The sequence below is a fragment of the Sphingopyxis sp. C-1 genome, from assembly GCF_001047015.1.
In the GTDB taxonomy this organism is placed as follows: domain Bacteria; phylum Pseudomonadota; class Alphaproteobacteria; order Sphingomonadales; family Sphingomonadaceae; genus Sphingopyxis.
Genome location: NZ_BBRO01000001.1, coordinates 95,635 through 113,794, shown reverse-complemented (window position 1 = coordinate 113,794; position 18,160 = coordinate 95,635). Strand labels below are relative to the sequence as shown.

The 18,160-nt window shown below is 66.3% G+C and carries 19 protein-coding genes and 1 riboswitch; of the genes, 15 read left to right on the top strand and 4 right to left on the bottom strand.

What is annotated here, in order from left to right; translation table 11 throughout:
- Positions 1–16: 16 nt before the first annotated feature.
- From SC1_RS00395 to tadA, 3 genes are all read right to left on the bottom strand, one after another.
- Positions 17–469 carry a hypothetical protein gene (locus SC1_RS00395; RefSeq protein WP_062176104.1) on the bottom strand — a complete coding sequence of 151 codons (453 nt, stop codon included), beginning with the start codon at positions 467–469 and terminating at the stop codon, positions 17–19.
- The gene (locus tag SC1_RS00390; RefSeq protein ID WP_193749071.1) at positions 466–2,061 is read right to left on the bottom strand and encodes a helicase HerA-like domain-containing protein; all 1,596 of its coding nucleotides are present in this window, start codon (positions 2,059–2,061) and stop codon (positions 466–468) included. Before SC1_RS00390 ends, SC1_RS00395 begins: the two co-directional genes overlap by 4 nt.
- Positions 2,062–2,718: 657 nt before the next feature.
- Positions 2,719–3,174, bottom strand: coding sequence for a tRNA adenosine(34) deaminase TadA (gene tadA / locus SC1_RS00385; protein ID WP_062176101.1), 456 nt, complete (start codon positions 3,172–3,174; stop codon positions 2,719–2,721).
- 139 nt (positions 3,175–3,313) lie between these two features.
- Between tadA and rpmB the strand changes: the two genes are divergently transcribed.
- Entirely contained in the window at positions 3,314–3,607 is a 294-nt protein-coding gene (gene rpmB / locus SC1_RS00380; protein WP_062176098.1) for a 50S ribosomal protein L28, read from the top strand.
- 36 nt (positions 3,608–3,643) lie between these two features.
- Here rpmB and SC1_RS00375 read toward each other — a convergent pair whose 3' ends face one another.
- Positions 3,644–4,642 carry an esterase-like activity of phytase family protein gene (locus SC1_RS00375; RefSeq protein WP_062176095.1) on the bottom strand — a complete coding sequence of 333 codons (999 nt, stop codon included), beginning with the start codon at positions 4,640–4,642 and terminating at the stop codon, positions 3,644–3,646.
- A gap of 162 nt (positions 4,643–4,804) precedes the next feature.
- Between SC1_RS00375 and SC1_RS00370 the strand changes: the two genes are divergently transcribed.
- The 14 genes from SC1_RS00370 (at position 4,805) to cobU (ending at position 18,133) form a co-directional block, all read left to right on the top strand.
- Positions 4,805–5,206: a glycine zipper 2TM domain-containing protein gene (locus tag SC1_RS00370; protein WP_062176092.1), complete on the top strand. Its 402-nt coding sequence runs from the start codon at positions 4,805–4,807 to the stop codon at positions 5,204–5,206.
- A 191-nt stretch (positions 5,207–5,397) separates the two neighbouring features.
- Complete coding sequence (locus SC1_RS00365; RefSeq protein ID WP_062176089.1) at positions 5,398–6,501, top strand: Ppx/GppA phosphatase family protein; 1,104 nt, start codon at positions 5,398–5,400, stop codon at positions 6,499–6,501.
- Entirely contained in the window at positions 6,498–7,202 is a 705-nt protein-coding gene (locus SC1_RS00360) for an RlmE family RNA methyltransferase (RefSeq protein WP_062176086.1), read from the top strand. The genes SC1_RS00365 and SC1_RS00360 overlap by 4 nt, the downstream gene beginning before the upstream one ends.
- 33 nt (positions 7,203–7,235) lie before the next feature.
- Positions 7,236–8,690 carry a S41 family peptidase gene (locus SC1_RS00355; protein WP_062176084.1) on the top strand — a complete coding sequence of 485 codons (1,455 nt, stop codon included), beginning with the start codon at positions 7,236–7,238 and terminating at the stop codon, positions 8,688–8,690.
- A 52-nt stretch (positions 8,691–8,742) separates the two neighbouring features.
- A riboswitch (cobalamin riboswitch) is annotated at positions 8,743–8,927 on the top strand.
- Positions 8,928–9,068: 141 nt separating this feature from the next.
- Complete coding sequence (locus SC1_RS00350) at positions 9,069–11,027, top strand: TonB-dependent siderophore receptor (protein WP_062176081.1); 1,959 nt, start codon at positions 9,069–9,071, stop codon at positions 11,025–11,027.
- Positions 11,027–11,569, top strand: a complete 543-nt coding sequence (locus SC1_RS00345; RefSeq protein WP_062176078.1) for a hypothetical protein — start codon at positions 11,027–11,029, stop codon at positions 11,567–11,569. Before SC1_RS00350 ends, SC1_RS00345 begins: the two co-directional genes overlap by 1 nt.
- A complete protein-coding gene (locus SC1_RS00340) occupies positions 11,569–11,976 on the top strand; it encodes a DUF1636 domain-containing protein (protein ID WP_062176075.1) in 408 nt (135 codons plus the stop codon). The genes SC1_RS00345 and SC1_RS00340 overlap by 1 nt, the downstream gene beginning before the upstream one ends.
- On the top strand, positions 11,973–12,989 hold the full coding sequence (gene cobT / locus SC1_RS00335) for a nicotinate-nucleotide--dimethylbenzimidazole phosphoribosyltransferase (RefSeq protein ID WP_062176072.1): 1,017 nt from the start codon (positions 11,973–11,975) through the stop codon (positions 12,987–12,989). The genes SC1_RS00340 and cobT overlap by 4 nt, the downstream gene beginning before the upstream one ends.
- Positions 12,986–13,555 (top strand): histidine phosphatase family protein, encoded by a 570-nt coding sequence (locus tag SC1_RS00330; protein ID WP_062176069.1) that lies wholly within the window; start codon positions 12,986–12,988, stop codon positions 13,553–13,555. Before cobT ends, SC1_RS00330 begins: the two co-directional genes overlap by 4 nt.
- The gene (locus SC1_RS00325; RefSeq protein ID WP_062176066.1) at positions 13,552–14,271 is read left to right on the top strand and encodes an adenosylcobinamide-GDP ribazoletransferase; all 720 of its coding nucleotides are present in this window, start codon (positions 13,552–13,554) and stop codon (positions 14,269–14,271) included. The genes SC1_RS00330 and SC1_RS00325 overlap by 4 nt, the downstream gene beginning before the upstream one ends.
- Positions 14,268–15,236, top strand: a complete 969-nt coding sequence (locus SC1_RS00320; RefSeq protein WP_062176063.1) for a threonine-phosphate decarboxylase — start codon at positions 14,268–14,270, stop codon at positions 15,234–15,236. The genes SC1_RS00325 and SC1_RS00320 overlap by 4 nt, the downstream gene beginning before the upstream one ends.
- The gene (gene cbiB / locus SC1_RS00315) at positions 15,229–16,167 is read left to right on the top strand and encodes an adenosylcobinamide-phosphate synthase CbiB (protein WP_062176060.1); all 939 of its coding nucleotides are present in this window, start codon (positions 15,229–15,231) and stop codon (positions 16,165–16,167) included. Before SC1_RS00320 ends, cbiB begins: the two co-directional genes overlap by 8 nt.
- Positions 16,155–17,612 carry a cobyric acid synthase gene (locus SC1_RS00310; RefSeq protein WP_062176057.1) on the top strand — a complete coding sequence of 486 codons (1,458 nt, stop codon included), beginning with the start codon at positions 16,155–16,157 and terminating at the stop codon, positions 17,610–17,612. The genes cbiB and SC1_RS00310 overlap by 13 nt, the downstream gene beginning before the upstream one ends.
- Entirely contained in the window at positions 17,609–18,133 is a 525-nt protein-coding gene (gene cobU, locus SC1_RS00305; RefSeq protein ID WP_062176054.1) for a bifunctional adenosylcobinamide kinase/adenosylcobinamide-phosphate guanylyltransferase, read from the top strand. The genes SC1_RS00310 and cobU overlap by 4 nt, the downstream gene beginning before the upstream one ends.
- Positions 18,134–18,160: the final 27 nt, after the last annotated feature.

Here is an 18,160-nt window from a genome sequence, read left to right as displayed (position 1 = left end):
GAAAGGCCGCGGCCGGTCACCCGGCCGGCTGCGGCGCTCCCGCCGGCATCGCCTGTTCCCATTCGGCGCGCGCCCTGCGGATCATCGCCTTCAGCGCATCGGCATGGCGCTGCCACGCGGCGGCCGTGTCGGCATTCCACGCCGCCCCCGCCGCGGCGCCGAGTTCCTCGACCGTCATATCGATGAAGGCATCATATTCGGCGATCGGCAGCGGTCCATAGGATCGGTGGGTAAAGACGAGCTCGGCGACAAGCGGCCACACCCATCCCTCGCCTTGCGCGAGGCCGAACATCATCTGCAATGTTTCGTCGGTCATCCGCCGCGACGACGCATCGATCGAAATGAAGCTCGCGCGGCGGCCCGGATAGGCGGCGAAGAAACGCTCGAACAGCGCGTGGCGGATATCGATGCCGGCGTCGGCGACGGCCATCAGGCTCGCCTCCATCAGCGCGGCATCGGCATCGCTCATTTGAACAGGCTGCCCAATATGCCGCGCATCAGCTGCCCGCCGAACTTGCCCGCGACCTGCCGGCCGAGATTGGTCGCTGCCGAACGCGCCGCCGACTCGACCATCTTTTCGGCGAAGCTCGGTTTCGCGGCTTCGCGCGCGGCTGCCTTTTCCTGTTGCAGCCGCGCCTTCTCTTCGGCGACCTTGCGCTTCGCCTCTTCCTTCGCGGCGATTGCGGCCTGCTTGTCGGCCGCTTCCTGCGCCTTGGCCTCGACCGCGGCGGCCTGCGCCTGCTCGGCCTTTGCGGCGAGCAGTTCCTCGGCGCTCTCGCGATCGACGGCGGTGTCATATTTGCCCTCGACCGGCGAGATCGACTTGATGATCGCCCGCTCCTTGGCGTCGAGCGGACCCGCCCGCGAACAGGGCGGTTTGATCAAAGTGCGTTCGACCGGCGACGGCGCGCCGTCGGCCATCAGCAGCGATACCAGCGCCTCGCCGACCTTCAATTCGGTGATCTCGCGCGCGACATCGACCTTGGGGTTCGGGCGGAAGGTTTCAGCGGCCGCTTTCACCGCCTTCTGGTCGCGCGGGGTGAAGGCACGCAGCGCATGCTGGACGCGGTTGCCGAGCTGGCCCGCGACATCTTCGGGAATGTCGATCGGGTTCTGCGTCACGAAATAGACGCCGACGCCCTTCGAACGGATCAGACGCACGACCTGCTCGATCTTTTCGGCAAGCGCGGGGGGTGCGTCGTCGAACAGCAGATGCGCCTCGTCGAAGAAGAAGACGAGCTTCGGCTTGTCGGGGTCGCCGACCTCGGGAAGCGTCTCGAACATCTCGCTGAGCATCCAGAGGAGGAAGGTCGCATAGAGCTTTGGGCTCGCCATCAGCTTGTCGGCGGCAAGGATGTTCACATAACCGCGGCCATTCTCGTCAGTGCGGATCATGTCCATGATATCGAGCGCGGGTTCGCCGAAGAAATTCGCGCCGCCCTGCGTTTCGAGCGTCAGCAATTGCCGCTGGATCGTCCCGACGGTCGCCTTCGAGACATTGCCATATTTGGTCGTGAGTTCGTCGGCATTTTCGGCACACCAGGCCAGCATTGCCTGTAAATCACCGAGGTCGAGCAGCAGCAGATTCTGTTCGTCGGCAACCCGAAAGGCGATCGCCAGCACGCCCTCCTGCACTTCGTTGAGCCCCATCAGCCGCGCCAGCAGCAAAGGCCCCATTTCGGAAATGGTCGTGCGAACCGGATGTCCCTGTTCGCCGAACAAATCCCAGAAGATCACCGGATTGTCGCGATAGGCCCATTCGCTGTCACCGATCTCCGCAGCGCGCGCCGCAAAAATCTCGTGCATTTTCGAGGTCGGGCTGCCGGCCATCGCCATGCCCGCAAGATCGCCTTTCACATCGGCGACGAACACCGGCACGCCGACCGCCGAAAAGCCCTCGGCCAGTCCCTGCAAGGTCACCGTCTTGCCGGTGCCGGTCGCGCCGGCAATCAGCCCGTGGCGATTCGCGCGTTTGAGCACCAGCGACTGGCGCGGACCGTCCGCCGCTCCGCCCCCGCCAAGACCGATATAGATTTCGCTTGCCGTGCTGACGTCGCTCACCCGCTATCCTCCATCTTAAAAAGCTGGGTCGAGGTTAGAGCGGCGGGTGAGCCCAGGCAATCGGCAAACCGGCGCGGCAGCCAAAACCGGGAAACGGCCCGAAACTGCCGAACTTCACTCGCAATTCGCGCCCCGCGACGGGGCGGCACGACCGCTGCTGCCGCCGTTAAGGCCACAAAAGCCCCGCATGCACAGGCAGGACATGTGTTCTTTGTGGCTTTATCGGATCGTAGGTCATCAGGCAGCGTAGATCATGGCAAGATATTGTAGGAAAGATCGCGTTCCATGCTCCGTGGGCCGAAGAGATTCGACCGTTTACCGCCCCGTTCCGGTTATTCGCTAATGTTCCGGACGAATTGGCGGAAATCGACCGGGAGCTGCCCTCTCCATATCGTCACCCCGGACTTGATCCGGGGTCCCGCTGGAGGTCGAAGTCGGTGAGTGCGTCAAAAAGCGGGATCCCGGGTCGAGCCCGGGATGACGAGAGCGAAAAAACGACCGGAAACTAACGACGGTAATGTGTACCCCGGCGAAAGCCGGGGTCCAGGGCGGCAATCCGCACAGCTCGGCTTTCTAAAGCCGTGGGCCCCGGCCTTCGCCGGGGTACAACATAGTAGCAAACGTCCGCTCCCCACCCCAATGCCGACGCGGCCGAATTCAGCGCCGCGCCGCGAAGAAGTCCCTGAGCAGTGCGGCCGCTTCGCCCTCGCCTATCCCGTCATAAACTTCCGGCCGGTGGTGGATCGTCGGCTGTGCGAAGGTGCGGGGGCCGTGGACGACCGCGCCGCCCTTTGGATCGTCGGCGCCATAATAGAGCCGCGCAATGCGCGCATGCGCGATCGCGCCCGCGCACATCGCGCACGGCTCCAGCGTGACATAGAGGTCGCAGCCGTCGAGGCGTTCGTTGCCGAGCTTTGCCGCCGCCGCACGAATCGCGACGATTTCGGCATGCGCGGTCGGGTCGTGCGATTCGCGCGGACGGTTGTGACCTTCGGCGATCGTCACACCATCCTTGACGATCACCGCGCCGACGGGCACTTCGCCCCATTCCGCGGCGATGCGGGCGAGATCGAGCGCGCGGCGCATCGGTTCGGGAAACGGGAACGAAGGCATAAAAGCGCCCTATTCGCTTGACGAATCTCCGGCAAGCCGATAAGCGCGCGCCTTTCCCGGCTCACTCCGGTCCTGTTCTACCCGTTTCGCGGGAAGTGCCCGGACGCCGATCCGAATTTTTTTGACGAGGACGAAGACGATGTCGCGCATCTGCGAACTGACCGGCAAGGGCCGCCAGGTTGGCCACAATGTCAGCCACGCCAACAACAAGACCAAGCGCACCTTCCTGCCCAACCTGCAGAATGTGACGTTGCTGTCGGACGCACTCGGCAAGGGTGTGAAGCTGCGCGTGTCGACGCACGGCCTTCGTTCGGTCGAACATAATGGCGGCCTCGACAACTGGCTGCTCAAGACCGGCGACGACCAGCTTTCGGCGAATGCCCGCAAGGTGAAGAAGGAAGTCACGAAGAAGCTGGCCGAAAAGGCCGCCTGAGCTTCCAAGTCTTTCGAATAGCAGAAGGCCGCCGGGTTACCGCGCGGCCTTTTTGCTGTCCGGCGTCTTTTTGGGCGGCAGGTCGACAAGCTCGAACTGAAGCAGCAGGCTGCGCTGCCAGACATTGAAGTTATCGTCGGCGACAAGCCACAGCCAGGTGCGGCCCTCCTCCACCGAAATCGCCGCGCCCTCGTAATTTTCCGCAAGCGGCCGGGGCACGCGGCCGATCGTCCGCGACCGAACGACGGCGTCCTTTTCGATGTCCGCGGGATCGACGATCGCGATCACCGTCGTGAAGACGGGGTCAAAGCCCAGCCGCCGGTGCACGAGCAGGATGCGGCCGTCGGGCAGCGCCGCAGCGTCGCTGATCCGTCCGCGTCCTGCCGAATCGTAAAAGAAGCGAATCGGCGCCGGGCCGGGCGCCGCGGGATCGCCGGTGTAGATCAGCGCCTCGCGGCCGCGCGGATCGTCATCGGCATTTTCCGAAAAGATGACCGTGCGGCCGTCGGCCAGCCGGGCCATCGCCTCGGGTCCGCTGTTCTTCGGCCAGCGTGGCTGCGGCAGTTTGCGGCGCGATTCGATTTTCGAAAGATCGGCATCGAGCCGCCAGATCTGATTTATCCCTTCAAGCGCGAGCCAGACCTTGCCGCTGGCCGCCTCGACGAACATCGCCTCGACATCGGCCATCGACTTTCGTGCGGGACGGCCGTCGATCGTCGGCAGCGCGCGGACCCGGACCGACGACACCGCGCCACGCGAATCGAGCGACAGGCGTGTCGAATAGCCATTGTCGCCGACGAGCAGAAATTGCCCCGGCGCGGTGCGCGCGAGCGCGGAGAAGCCGCCGAAGCGGCTGTGCGGGCTGACGAGGTGCCAGCCACGAACGAATCGCATCGGGCCGGTCTCCTCGGACGGAAAGACCAACGGACGCGCGGAGGCCGCCTGCGTCAGATCATCGGTCGGAAAGCGCATGACGGTGCCGGGCACGGGGCCGAGGGCAAGGAAAATCAGGGCGGCGGGAAGTAGGCGGCGCATCGCCGCGGGAGTTAGAACGGCCGCCAGCGAAAGAAAAGCATTTCACCGCAGAAAGCTGAACGCCAGCCAACAGCTACGTTCAGGCTTGGCTCAATGCGAATCGGGCAAAACATGATCATCGACAAAGCCCGGATGGGCCAACGACGACGAAGGAGAACGAAAATGAAAAAGATGGTGACCCTCTCGATCGCCGCCCTGATGTCCACTGCGACGCTGGGCATGGCGGCTCCCGCTGCGGCGCAGAACGGCTATTACGACCGCGACGGCTATTCGAGCTATGACGTTCGCTATGACCGCGACGATCGCCGTTATGACCGCCGCGACTATCGCCGGGACAACCGCCGCGATTACCGTAACGACCGTCGCTATTACCGCGGTGACCGCCGCAATTATCGCCAGTGCGACAATGGCACCGGCGGCACCGTGATCGGTGCGATCGCAGGCGGCCTTGCCGGTCATGAAATTGCCGGCCGCGGCGACCGCACGGTCGGCACGATCATCGGCGGCGCTGTCGGCGCCCTCGCCGGCCGCGCGATCGACAAGGGGAATGACGGCTGCCGTTAAGAGGCTGTCCCGACCCCCAATAATTCCCTCTTCCCTTGCACCCCGTCCGGCCCCGCGCCGGGCGGGGTTTTCTTTGCGCGCAGCGCCGCGCGGGAGGCGAAGCTTGCCAATGGGACGGCGGAAGCCTAGGTTCGCCCCAAGTGCACGTTCGCGGTTTTGCGGACGCGTGAGCAGAACAGGTTATACTAGCCATGCGGCAAATGGCAGCGCCATCAGGGCGACCGCCGCGGCCGGGTTCGAGGACAGGGCCGGCGGCGAAAGGACGAAACAAGGCAGGTGGCGATGCACGCCCGATGCCGATCACGCGGCCGCGCAGCTATGCCGCAATCGACCTTGGCACCAACAATTGCCGGCTCCTTATCGCGCGCCCGCAAAATGGCGAGTTGGTCGTCATCGACGCCTTTTCGCGCATCGTCCGGTTGGGCGAAGGCCTCCACGGCAGCGGAAAGATCAGCGACGCCGCAATGGACCGCACGGTCGCGGCGCTGTCGATCTGCGCCGACAAGCTGCGCCGCCGCCACGTAACGCTGTCGCGCGCGGTCGCGACCGAAGCCTGCCGCCGCGCAACCAACGGCGAGGAACTGGCCGAACGCGTCCGCCGCGAAACCGGCATCGTCCTCGACATCATTTCGGCCGCCGAGGAAGCGAGACTGGCGGTCCTTGGCTGCCACAATCTGATGGAGCCGGGCGAAGGGCCTGCGTTGATCTTTGACATCGGCGGCGGCTCGACCGAATTGATGCACGTTGACGTGTCGGACCATGACGTGAAGATCCACGACTGGATCAGCGTGCCGTGGGGCGTCGTGTCACTCACCGAACATGCCCCGCTGCCCGAAGACAGCCTTGCCGGGCGGCAAGCCGCTTATGCGCATATGCGCGAAGTGACGCGGAGCGCCTTTTCCGCCTTTGCCGATCGCGCCGAACGTTTCGCGGGCCAGCCGCTGCGCCTGCTCGGCACCAGCGGCACGGTGACGACGCTTGCCAGCGTTTTCCTCGACCTGCCGCGTTACGATCGGCGCGCGGTCGACGGACTGGTCGTCCCCTCGGATGCAATGCGCGACATCAGCCGCCGCCTGGCCGACGCCAGCATCGCCGACCGTGCCGAAATCGCATGCATCGGCCGCGAGCGCGCCGATCTGGTCGTTGCGGGCTGCGCAATTCTTGAAAGCATCATCGACCTGTGGCCCGCCGCGCGCGTGGGCGTCGCCGATCGCGGCATCCGCGAGGGAATTTTGCGCTGCCTTGCGATGCAAGGCCGCGACATCCCGGTCACCCGGCGCGAGTATCGCAAATGAGCGGTGCGAGCGGAAAAGGCGGCAGCGGCCGCGGCGGCCTGCATGTGCGCGTCAAAACCGCGCGCAAGCGCAGCGTCTCGTCGACGCGCTGGTTGCAGCGCCAGCTCAACGATCCCTATGTGCGCCGCGCGCAGGCCGAGGGCTATCGTTCGCGCGCCGCTTACAAGCTGATCGAACTCGACGAAAAATTCGGCTTTCTCAAGAAATCTCGCGCGGTCGTCGACCTTGGCATCACGCCCGGCGGCTGGTCGCAGGTCGTGCGCAAGGCGAACCCACGCGCGCGCGTTGCGGGGATCGACCTGCTCCACTGCGAACCGATCGAGGGCGTTGCCATCCTCGAGATGGATTTCATGGACGATGCGGCGCCGGACGCGCTGATCGAAGCGCTGGGCAGCGCCCCCGACCTCGTGATTTCAGACATGGCGGCAAATACCGTCGGCCATCCGCAGACCGACCATCTGCGTACCATCGGCCTTGCCGAAACCGCCGCCGATTTCGCGGTGCAGAATCTGCAGCCCGGTGGCGCATTTGTCGCGAAAGTCTTTGCAGGCGGCGCCGACCGCGAATTGCTGACGATCCTCAAACAGAATTTCACGACGGTAAAGCACGCCAAACCGCCGGCGAGCCGCAAGGGGTCGCCCGAGCTTTATGTCATCGCGCAGGGCTTTAAGGGCCGGAGCAGCAACGCGGACACGGAATAATCGGACAATGAGTCGAACCGGGGGAGAGTTTCGATGAGCAAATCGGCACGGTCGATCGCGGCTGTGACACTAGCCGCGCTGATGCTTGCATCGTGCGGCGGCGGGGGCGACGGAAGCCTGGGCAGCGGCGGCCCCGTGACGGTCCCGCCGACCCCGACTCCCACGCCGACTCCCACTTGCGGGCTTGCATCGCGTCAGGCCTTTGCCAAGGCGGTGATCGATGAATGGTATCTGTTCCCGAGCGACGTCGCGAGCGTCAGCGCGGCGAGTTACAGCAATGTCCAATCCTATATCGACGCGCTCGTCGCGCCCGCGCGCGCGCTGAACAAGGACCGCTTCTTCACCTACATCACCTCGATCGCCGAGGAGAATGCCTTCTACGCCAGCGGATCGAGCGCCGGTTTCGGCATTCGCCTGGCCTATGACGCGGTGAACCAGCGCATTGCCATTGCCGAAGCCTATGAAGGCGCTCCCGCCTTTGCCGCCGGGATCGACCGTGGGGCGGCGATCGTCGCCATCGGCACGACCAACGCCAATCTGCGTACCGTCGCCAGCATCGTGAACGCCGAAGGCACCGCGGGGCTGACCGATGCGCTAGGCCCCAACGACCCCGGGGTCAGCCGCGTGCTGCGCATCACCGACGCCAGCGGCACGCGCGATGTCACCGTGACGAAAGCCGACTATTCGCTCGACCCGGTTTCCGACCGCTATGGTGCAAAGATCATCACCGAGGGCGGTCGCAGCTACGGCTATATCAACCTGCGCACCTTTATCTCGTCCGCGGACGACCAGCTAAAGGCGGCCTTTGCCGATTTTCGCGCACGCGGCGTGACCGACATCATCGTCGATTTCCGCTATAACGGCGGCGGACTCGTTTCGACCGCCAATCTGATGGGCGACCTGATGGGCGCGGGGCGCGCCGGACAGATTTTCTCGCAAACCCGTTTTCGTTCCAGCAAATCGGCGGAGAATGACGAGCATCGCTTTACCCCGGTGAGCCAGTCGATCGCGCCGACGCGCATCGCCTTCATCGGTTCTGGGTCGACGGCATCGGCGAGCGAGCTGGTGATCAATTCGATGCTGCCCTGGCTCGGCACCAATATGACGCTCGTCGGCAGCAACACCTATGGCAAGCCCGTCGGCCAGATCGCGCTCGACAAGGCCGAATGCGACGACCGCATGCGCGTCGTCGCCTTTGCAACGGGTAACGCCACCGGACAGAGCGACTATTATGACGGGCTCGCGCCCAAGATCGCCAACAGTTGCGCCGCGAACGACGATCTGAGTGTCCCGCTCGGCGACCCGCGCGAGGCGTCGATCCGCGCCGCCATAGGCTTTCTGTCGGGCACCGCCTGTACAGCGCGCATCGCCGACGCGAGCGCCGGCGCGGCGGCGCAGCGCCGCAGCGCCGCGATCATGGCCGAGCCCGAAATGCTGAGCCCCGACCGGCCGAGCGCGGCACAGCGTGAATTGCCCGGACTCTTCTGATCGCGAGCCTGCTGCATCGCAGCAATTGACCACGGCCCGGAAATGCGGCTAACGGCGGCGGCAAGCGACAGGTTCCCCGGCGACGGGGACTAAGAGGGAACGGGAAAACCCCGGCTGCCCCTGCAACTGTACGCGGCGAGCCATCGGCCACGCGCCATTGGGACCCCGGTTCCGAGAAGGCGGCCGACCGGCGCTGACCCGCAAGCCAGGAGACCTGCCCGTCGCCGTCGTCTTTCGCGCGGACAGGGTGTGCCGGGCGGACGGGGGTGAACCCGCATGACGACAAAGCTGGCTGCGCATGGGCGCGGGCGATGTCGTGCGTCCCAAGGACAACCGCATCGACCGTGCGCATGGGCGGCCTTGTCGATGGGGTACCCAATGTTGAAATTTGTTTTCCGAAGTTCGATCTGCCTTGCCGCCGTCGCGGCGTCGTCCGCCGCCTCCGCCGAAGACGCGTCCACCGCGCATGCCGTCGCCGCCGACGGCGACAGCATCATCGTCACCGCGACGCGTGCACCGCTGACGCTGGACGAGATACCCGCTTCGGTCGCCGTGCTCGACAAGGCGGCAATCGACCGCGCGCAAGATATCGGCGTTACCGAACTGCTGCTCCGCACGCCGGGGATCAGCATCTCGCGCAACGGCGGTTATGGCACGTCCACCTCGCTGCGCATCCGCGGCGCCGAATCCGACCATAGTGTCGTCGTGATCGACGGGGTGAAGCTCAACGATCCGTCGTCGACCGGCGGCGGCTTCAATTTCACCAATCTGCTCGCTGGCGATATTTCGCGGATCGAAGTGCTCCGCGGGCCGCAGTCGATCCTGTGGGGCAGCCAGGCGATCGGCGGCGTCGTCAACGTCGTGACGGCTTCGCCCGAGAAGGAACTCGAAGGCAGCTTCGACCTGGAAGCAGGATCGCGACAGACCGTGAGTGCGCGCGCCGCGGTCGGCGGGCGCACCGGTCCCTTGAGCTGGCGCATCGGCGGCCAGCGCTTCACGACCGACGGGATCTCTTCGCATGCCAAGGCGTTCGGCGGTGTCGAGCGCGATGGCTATCGCAACACCAATCTCTCCGGCCGCGCCGAACTCGCGCTCGCCGACAATGTCAGCGCCGAGGTGCGCGGCTATTATTCGAGCGGCCGGGTCGAATTCGACGGCTTCAATGTCGACAGCAATGATTATGGGCTGAACAAGGAGTTCGTCGGTTACGCGGGGCTCAATTTCGACCTTATCGGCGGGCGATTCCGCAACCGCGTTGCTTACGCCTACACCGATACCAACCGCGACAATTTCAACCCCGACCGCGCGCGGCCGCAAAGCTTTGAGGCCGACGGCAAGAACAAGCGCTGGGAATATCAGGGCAGTTTCGATTTCACCGACCGCATCAGTGCGATCTTCGGAGTCGAGAATGAACGGTCGGATTTCCGCAGCCGATCGCCCGCCGCCTCGCTCGCGACGCCGGTCCCGGCTTTTGCGCGCGGCAAGGCCGAATTGACGAGCGTCTACGGCCAGCTCAGCGTCGAACCGCTCGACGGGCTGACGCTCAACGGCGGCGTCCGCTACGACGATCACGACAGCTTTGGCGGCCAGACGTTGTTCGCCGCTGGCGGGGTTTGGCGGCTCTCGACCGGCACCGTGCTGCGCGCAAGCTATGGCGAAGGGTTCAAGGCGCCGTCGCTCTATCAGCAGTTCAGCGAGTATGGGAATGTCGCGCTCGACCCCGAAGAGGCGCGTGGCTGGGAAGCCGGCATCGAGCAGCATCTGTTCGATCAGAAGCTGGTCGTCGGCGGGGCCTGGTTCGACCGCAGAACGAAGAATCAGATCATCTATAATAGCTGTTCGTCAACAACGACCAACCCGATGTGCTTCGTGCCTGGTGATCCGACGACGCGGCGTTTCGGATATTATTCGAACGTTGCGCGCAGCGAAGCGCATGGCGTCGAAGCCACTGCTGCGCTGACGCTCGGCGGGCTGAAGCTCGACGGCAATTATAGCTGGATCGTTGCCGAGGACCGGTCGGTGGGCACCGCAAATTTCGGTAAATGGCTGCCGCGCCGCCCGCGTCAGACGGCGAACGCATCGGCCAGCTATGGCTTCGACTTCGGGCTCGAGCTTGGCGCGGCGGTGCGCTGGTCGGGCAAGAGCTATGACAATGCAAGCAATGCACAGCGGCTCGACGATTATACGCTCGTCGACCTGCGCGCCGAATATGCGCTTGCCGACAATGTGAAGTTGTTCGCGCGCGCTGAAAATGTCTTCGACGAGCAATATATGACGGCGTTCCGCTATGGCTCGCTCGGCCGCAGCATCTACGCCGGCATCAGGGGACGCTTCTGATGGCGGCGCTGTCGGACCGGAGCGCATCGACGCTGTGGGTGTCGTTGCTCACCGCCGCGAGCAGCATAACGACGCTGGCGCTCGGTTGCGCCACTCCCTTTCCGTCGCTCGCGGCGCTCGCGGCGGTGCATCTGCGCCGCCGCGACGGGCTGGCGCTGATGGTCATGGCGTGGGCGGTCAGCCAGCTCGTCGGCTTCTTCCTGCTCGGCTATCCGCGCGACGGAAGCACCTTGGCGTGGGGCGCCGGGCTGGGCACGGCGGCGGTCGGGTCGGCGCTTGCAAGCTATGCGGCGTTACAGGCGCTGGAATATCGCTCGGTCGCGGCGCGGCTCAGCCTCGCCTATGCGGCGGGGTTCACCGCGTTCAAGGCGATCATTCTTTGCTGGGCGCTTGTCCTTGGCGGGCTGCACACCGCAATGGCGCCCGACCTGCTCGCCGAACAGTTCGTGCGCAATGGCGCGATCCTGATCGGGCTCTATGCCCTCTATCGCGCGCTGGTCGCGGTGGGGGTTCCGGCGCCTCCGCACCCTGCGGCGGCATAATGCTGACGCGCGTCGATCCCGGCCCGGCGGTGGTGGTGTGCAACACCTGCCGCCACAGCCGCGAGTCCCGGGATGACGCGACAGGCATGCGCGGTGGCGCGCGGCTCGTCGAGGCGCTCCGGCGTCTCAAGCAGGACGAGCCGCGCTATGCCGGCATCGCCGTGCAGGAAATGGCGTGCCTGTTCGCGTGCCAGGATCATTGCACCGTCCATCTGCGCGCGCCCGACAAGGTCGGCTATGTCCTCGGGCGGTTTCAGGGCGATGCGGAATCTGCCCGTGCGATCCTCGATTATGCGGTTCATTATGCCGCTAGCGAGCATGGCGGCGTCCCCTTTTCGCTGTGGCCCGAAGGCGTCAAAGGCCATTTCATCACCCGTACCCCGCCGCCAGGATTTGTCGCCGAATGACCAGCTTTGCTTCTGTTCAGGCTTTCGAGGCCGCACTCACCGACCTGCGTGACCCGGACGCCGACGCGGCGAGCGACGCCCGCGTGCGGCAGGGCGAACTCACCAAACCCGCCGGATCGCTCGGGCGGCTCGAGGAACTCGCGATCTTCTTCGCCGGCTGGCAGGGCAAGGCGCGTCCGCGAATCGCCAGCGCGCGCGCCGCGATCTTCGCAGGGAACCATGGCGTAACGGTCCACGGCGTCAGCGCCTTTCCGCCGGGCGTAACCGCGCAGATGGTGGCCAATTTCGCAAGCGGCGGCGCGGCGATCAACGCCCTGTCCGAAGCAGCGGGCCTCGAATTGACCGTCGTCGCGCTCGACCTCGACCGGCCGACCGCCGACTTCACCATAGAAGCCGCAATGAGCGAAACCGATTGCCTCGACGCGCTGAACCGCGGGGCCGCCGTGGTCGACGCCGACCTCGACCTGCTGGTTCTCGGCGAGATGGGCATCGGCAATTCGACCGCCGCGGCGGCGCTGTGCGCGCGCAGCTTCGCGGGCAGCGTCGGCGGTTGGGTCGGTCCGGGCACCGGCGTCGACGGCCATGGCGTCGCGCGCAAGGTCGAGGTGATCGACCGTGCGCTCGCCTGTCACGCCGCCGCGCCGCGCTCGGCGTTCGAGACGCTGCGGCGCGTCGGCGGGCGCGAGACTGCGGCGATTGCGGGTGCGGTGCTGCGTGCGCGGCAGCTTGGCATACCGGTGCTGCTCGACGGCTTTATCTGTTCGTCGGCGATTGCGCCGCTTGCCGCCGAGAATCCCGCGATTACCGCGCATTGCATCGCGGGGCATTGCTCAGCCGAGCCGGGGCACAAGCGCCTGCTCAGCCTGCTCGACCTCGATCCGCTACTGACGCTCGACATGCGGCTGGGCGAGGGCAGCGGCGCGGCGGTGGCGGCGAATATCATCCGCAGCGCACTCGCCGCTCACGACCAGATGGCCACCTTTGCCGAAGCGGCGGTTTCGGCGTCGCTGTGACGACCTTCGCGCTCCATCTGCTGCGCCACGGTGCGCCCGAACAGGCGGGCCTGCTGATGGGACGCACCGATGGCGCATCGACCGCCGAAGGCATCGCCGCGTGTGTCGCGCAGGCTTCCGACCTTGGCATCGAACGGCTTGTCGCGTCGGACCTGCGCCGCAGCCGCGATGCGGGGGCCGCGATCGCCGAGGTCGTGGGCTTGCCGCTGACGGTCGATGCACGCTGGCGCGAACTCGATTTCGGCGAGTGGGACGGCAAGGCGGCGCGCGAGGTCGATACCGATGCGCTCGGCCGCTTCTGGAACGATCCCGATGGGCATCCGCCGCCGGGGGGAGAACGCTGGTCGGCATTGATCGCGCGAGTGTCGGCGGCGATCGCCGATCTTGCGCCCGTCCCGACTTTGGTCGTTGCGCATGGCGGATCGATGCGCGCCGCGTTGCATAGTCTGTGCGGGTTTGATCAGCGCCAGCTTTGGGCGTTCGAGCTGTCTTATGCGGCGCTGCTTTCGCTGCGCGTCTGGCCGGGCGAGCCCACGAGCGCGCAGATCGCGGGGCTCTACCCATGAAAGGGCTGATCGTCGCGATCCAGTTTCTGACGCGGCTGCCGACACCCCGTATTTCCGTGTCGAGCGACGAGTTCGCGGCGTCGATGCGCTGGTTTCCTGCGGTCGGGCTGATCGTCGGGGCGTTTGTCGCGGGCGCCGGATGGGCGGGGGCGCGGATCGATCCGTGGACGGGCGCGCTCGCTGCGCTGATCGTCTGGGTCGCGGTCACTGGCGCGCTGCATCTCGACGGGCTCGGCGACATCGCCGATGCGAGCGGCGCGGCGCACAAGGATCGCGCGCGGTTGATCGCGGTGCTCGGCGACCCGCATGTCGGCAGTTTCGCGGTCGTCGCCATTGCGCTGCAACTGATTGCCAAGCTGGTGCTGCTTCACGCGCTGCTCGACCACGGCGCATTGGCCGCGATCGCGCTGGTTCCGTTCGCGGCGCGGATCGGACCGCTCATCTGGTCGCGCGCGCTGCCCGACCTGCACGCCGGACTGGGGTCGCGCTTTCGCGATGCGGTGCGCCCGGTGGATTTCCTGATCTGGAGCCTGGCTTTCGTTGCTGCCGTGTGGATATCACCCTCGCTGTTGACCGCGCCGCTCGTTTTCCTGCTTTGGGGATGGTGGCTGATACGCAGGATCGGCGGCATTTCGGGCGATGGCCATGGCGCCGGGATCGAGATCGGCGAAAGCACGCTCCTAGCCGCCGCGCTACTGCTGGCGCACGTCGCATGACCGGCGCGTGGACATGGCACGGCGGCGGCCTTGAAACCGCCAAACGCCATTTCGGCGACGGCGACTGGATCGATCTGTCGACCGGAATCAACCCACGACCATGGCCCGGCGCCGCCGAAATGACATTCGACTGGCAGCGGCTGCCCGACCCGCCCGCGCTGGCACGGCTGGAAGCGGTCGCCGCCAGTTATTTCGGAGTGGCCGCACAGCATATCTGCGCGGTGCCGGGCACTGAAATCGGGCTGCGGCTGGTCGGGTCGCTGATCGGCGGCCCCGCGCAGCATGTCGCCCCAGGCTATCGTACCCATGGCGACATGATCGCGGGCAGTATGGCAATCGACGGCACGGCGGCGCAAAATTCGGCCGGCAACCTGATCCTCGCCAATCCCAATAACCCCGATGGACGTACGATAGACGCCGACCGGGTACGCGCGTTGCTCGACGGTCGGAACGGCTGGCTGCTGGTCGACGAGGCCTTTGCCGACGTCGATCCATTGGTCAACGTCGCGCGGTCGGTCGATGACGCGGAAAAGTTGATCGTCTTTCGCTCGTTCGGCAAATTCTTCGGGCTCGCGGGGGTGCGGCTCGGCTTTGTGGTCGCACCGCAAGCCATCGTCGCGGCACTGCGCGATCGGCTGGGCGCATGGCCGCTATCGGCGGCGGCGATCGCGATTGGCACCGCCGCCTATGCCGATGCCGATTGGATCGCGGCGGCGCGGCAGCGCCTGCCAGAAGAGGCAGCAGCGCTTGACGCGATGCTGGCACAACACGGGTTTCAGCCCGTCGGCGCCTGCCCGCTCTTTCGTCTGATCGAGGCCGAGAATGCGCACGCGCTGTTCCAGCGGCTGGCGCGGTGCGCGATCCTGACCCGCCCCTTTTCCGACCGGCCGCGCTGGCTGCGGATCGGCCTGCCCGCCGACGCAAGCGCGCTCACCCGGCTCGAAGCCGCTCTGGCCGATGGCTGATCCGGTCGCGCTCACCGCGCTCGCACTCGACGCCGCGTTCGGCTGGCCGGGCGCGCTCTATCGCCGTATCGGCCATCCGGTCGGGCTGTTCGCGCGCATCATCGACCGATGCGAGGCCCACTGGAATCGCCCGGAAAGCAGCTCCGCCGCGCGGCGGATGCTCGGCGTGGTGACGCTCGCCCTGCTGTTGCTTGTCGCGGGCGGCATTGGCTGGGCGGCCCAGCAATGGCTGCTTCGCATGTTTGGCGACTGGGGCTGGATCGGCGTCGCCATCCTCGCCTGGCCCGCGCTCGCGCAGCGCAGCCTGTTCGACCATGTCCGCGCGGTCGGCGAACGGATCGATGCCGGTGACCTTGCCGGCGCGCGCGACGCCGTCGGCCTGATCGTCGGTCGCGATACCGCCGCGCTCGACAAGGCCGGCGTCGCGCGTGCGGCAATCGAGAGCCTCGCGGAAAGTTTTGGCGACGGCATCGCTGCGCCGCTCTTCTGGCTGCTCCTCCTCGGCCTGCCGGGCGTGTGGGCGTATAAGGCGGTGAACACCGCGGACAGCCTGATCGGCCACCGCGAGGAACGCTGGCACGCCTTCGGCTGGGCGGCCGCGCGGTTCGACGACCTCCTCAACTGGATTCCAGCGCGGCTGTCAGGGCTGCTCCTGTGCCTCGGGGGCGGTGGCGGTTGGCGCATCTTGTGGCGTGATGCCCGCAATCATGCCTCGCCGAACGCCGGTTGGCCCGAGGCGGCAATGGCAGGCGCGCTGGGGCTTCGGCTCGCGGGGCCGATCGCCTATGACGGGGTCATGCACGACAAAGCATGGATCGGCGATGGAGCAAAAGGCGCAGGCGGCGAAGAGATCGACCGCGCGCTCGCCATTTATCTGCGCGCCTGCCTGTTCCTCTGGATGCTTGCGGGAGGCGCGGCATGGCTGCGCTGATGCTGCAGGGTACCGGGTCGGATGTCGGCAAGTCGGTGCTTGTCGCAGCCCTCTGCCGCGCGCTCGTCAATCGCGGCCTCACCGTCCGGCCGTTCAAGCCGCAGAATATGTCGAACAATGCCGCGGTTACCACCGACGGCGGCGAAATCGGGCGCGCACAGGCGCTGCAAGCCATCGCGTGCCGCGTCGCCCCCCACAGCGACATGAACCCGGTGTTGTTGAAGCCGCAGGCCGACCGCACTTCGCAACTGATCGTCCACGGACGCGTGCGCGGGACGCTGGGCAGCGGCAATTTCCGCGAAGCGCGCGGCGCGCTGATGGCCGAAGTGCTCGAAAGCTATCATCGCCTGCGTGGCCAATGCGATATCGTCATCGTCGAGGGTGCGGGATCGCCCGCCGAGATCAATCTGAGGCGGGGCGATATCGCGAACATGGGCTTCGCGCGCGCCGCCGACGTTCCTGTGGTGCTGATCGGCGATATCGACCGCGGCGGCGTGATCGCCTCGATCGTCGGAACGCGCGCGGTGATCGAGCCCGACGATGCCGCGATGATCCGCGGCTTCCTGATCAACAAGTTTCGCGGCGATCCCGCGCTGTTCGACGATGGCTATCGCGAGATCGAGCGGCGGAGCGGCTGGGCGGGTTTCGGCGTCATCCCCTGGCTCGCCGCCGCCGCACGTCTGCCAAGCGAGGACGCGGTAATCCTCGAACGCCCCGCCGACCCGCGTGAGGGACGACGGATGATCGCCTGCCCCATCGTGCCGCGCATTTCGAATTTCGACGACCTCGATCCATTGAAGCTCGAGCCCGGGGTCGAGATCGTGATGGTGCCGCCGGGCCGCGCCATTCCGGCCGAGGCAGCGATGATCGTCCTGCCCGGATCGAAGGCGACGATCGCCGATCTGGCCGCGCTGCGCGCCGAGGGCTGGGATATCGACATCAAGGCGCACCACAGACGCGGCGGGCTGATCGTCGGGCTGTGCGGCGGGTACCAGATGCTGGGCAAACGGATCGCCGATCCGCTGGGGATCGAGGGGGTGCCGGCCGACGTCGAGGGGCTCGGCCTGCTCGACGTCGAAACGATCCTGTCGCCCGCCAAGATGCTCCGTCATGTGGAGGGAACGGCGCTTGGCGTGCCGGTCGGAGGTTATGAGATGCATATGGGGGAGACGCGTGGTCCCGGTACGGAACGCCCCTTTGCCATAGTGGCAGGCGCTGCCCGCGACGGCGCGGTCAGCGGCGACGGCAAGGTGATCGGTTCCTATCTGCACGGCATGTTCGCGTCGCCCGAACTGCGTCATGCGCTGCTCGCGCGGATCGACGTTACGGGTAGCGGGCGTAACTATGTCGCCGACGTCGATACCGCGCTCGATGACATTGCGGCCGAATTCGCCGCGCATGCCGATATCGACGCGATGCTGCGGATCGCGGGTGTCGGCGCATGAGCGGGACGTCGCTTTTCGTGCTGGGCGGCGCGCGGTCGGGCAAGAGCCGCTATGCGCAGTCGCGCGCCGAAGCCGCAGGCGGCGATCCCGTTTTCATCGCGACGGCCGAAGCCTTCGACGACGAAATGCGCGACCGGATCGCACGTCATCGGGCCGACCGCGATGCGCGCTGGACCACTATCGAGGCACCACGCGACCTGCCCGAGGCGATCGACGCCGTCAGCTGCAGCAAAACCGTCGTCCTGGTCGATTGCCTGACGCTCTGGGTTTCGAACCTGCTGCTCGCCGACGTCGACATTCCGCGGGCTGGCGAACAATTATGCCAAGCAATCAGCCGCTTCGAAGGCACGCTCATCCTTGTCGCCAACGAGGTCGGCCTGGGCATCGTGCCCGACAATGCGCTCGCGCGCGCGTTCCGCGACGCAGCGGGGCTGCTCAACCAGTCGGTCGCGGCGACGGTCGACGAAGTGGTGCTGCTAACCGCCGGACTGCCGCTCACGCTCAAGCCCGGCGCGGTTTAAAGCGCCGCTTTCCGGAAACGTGCTGAA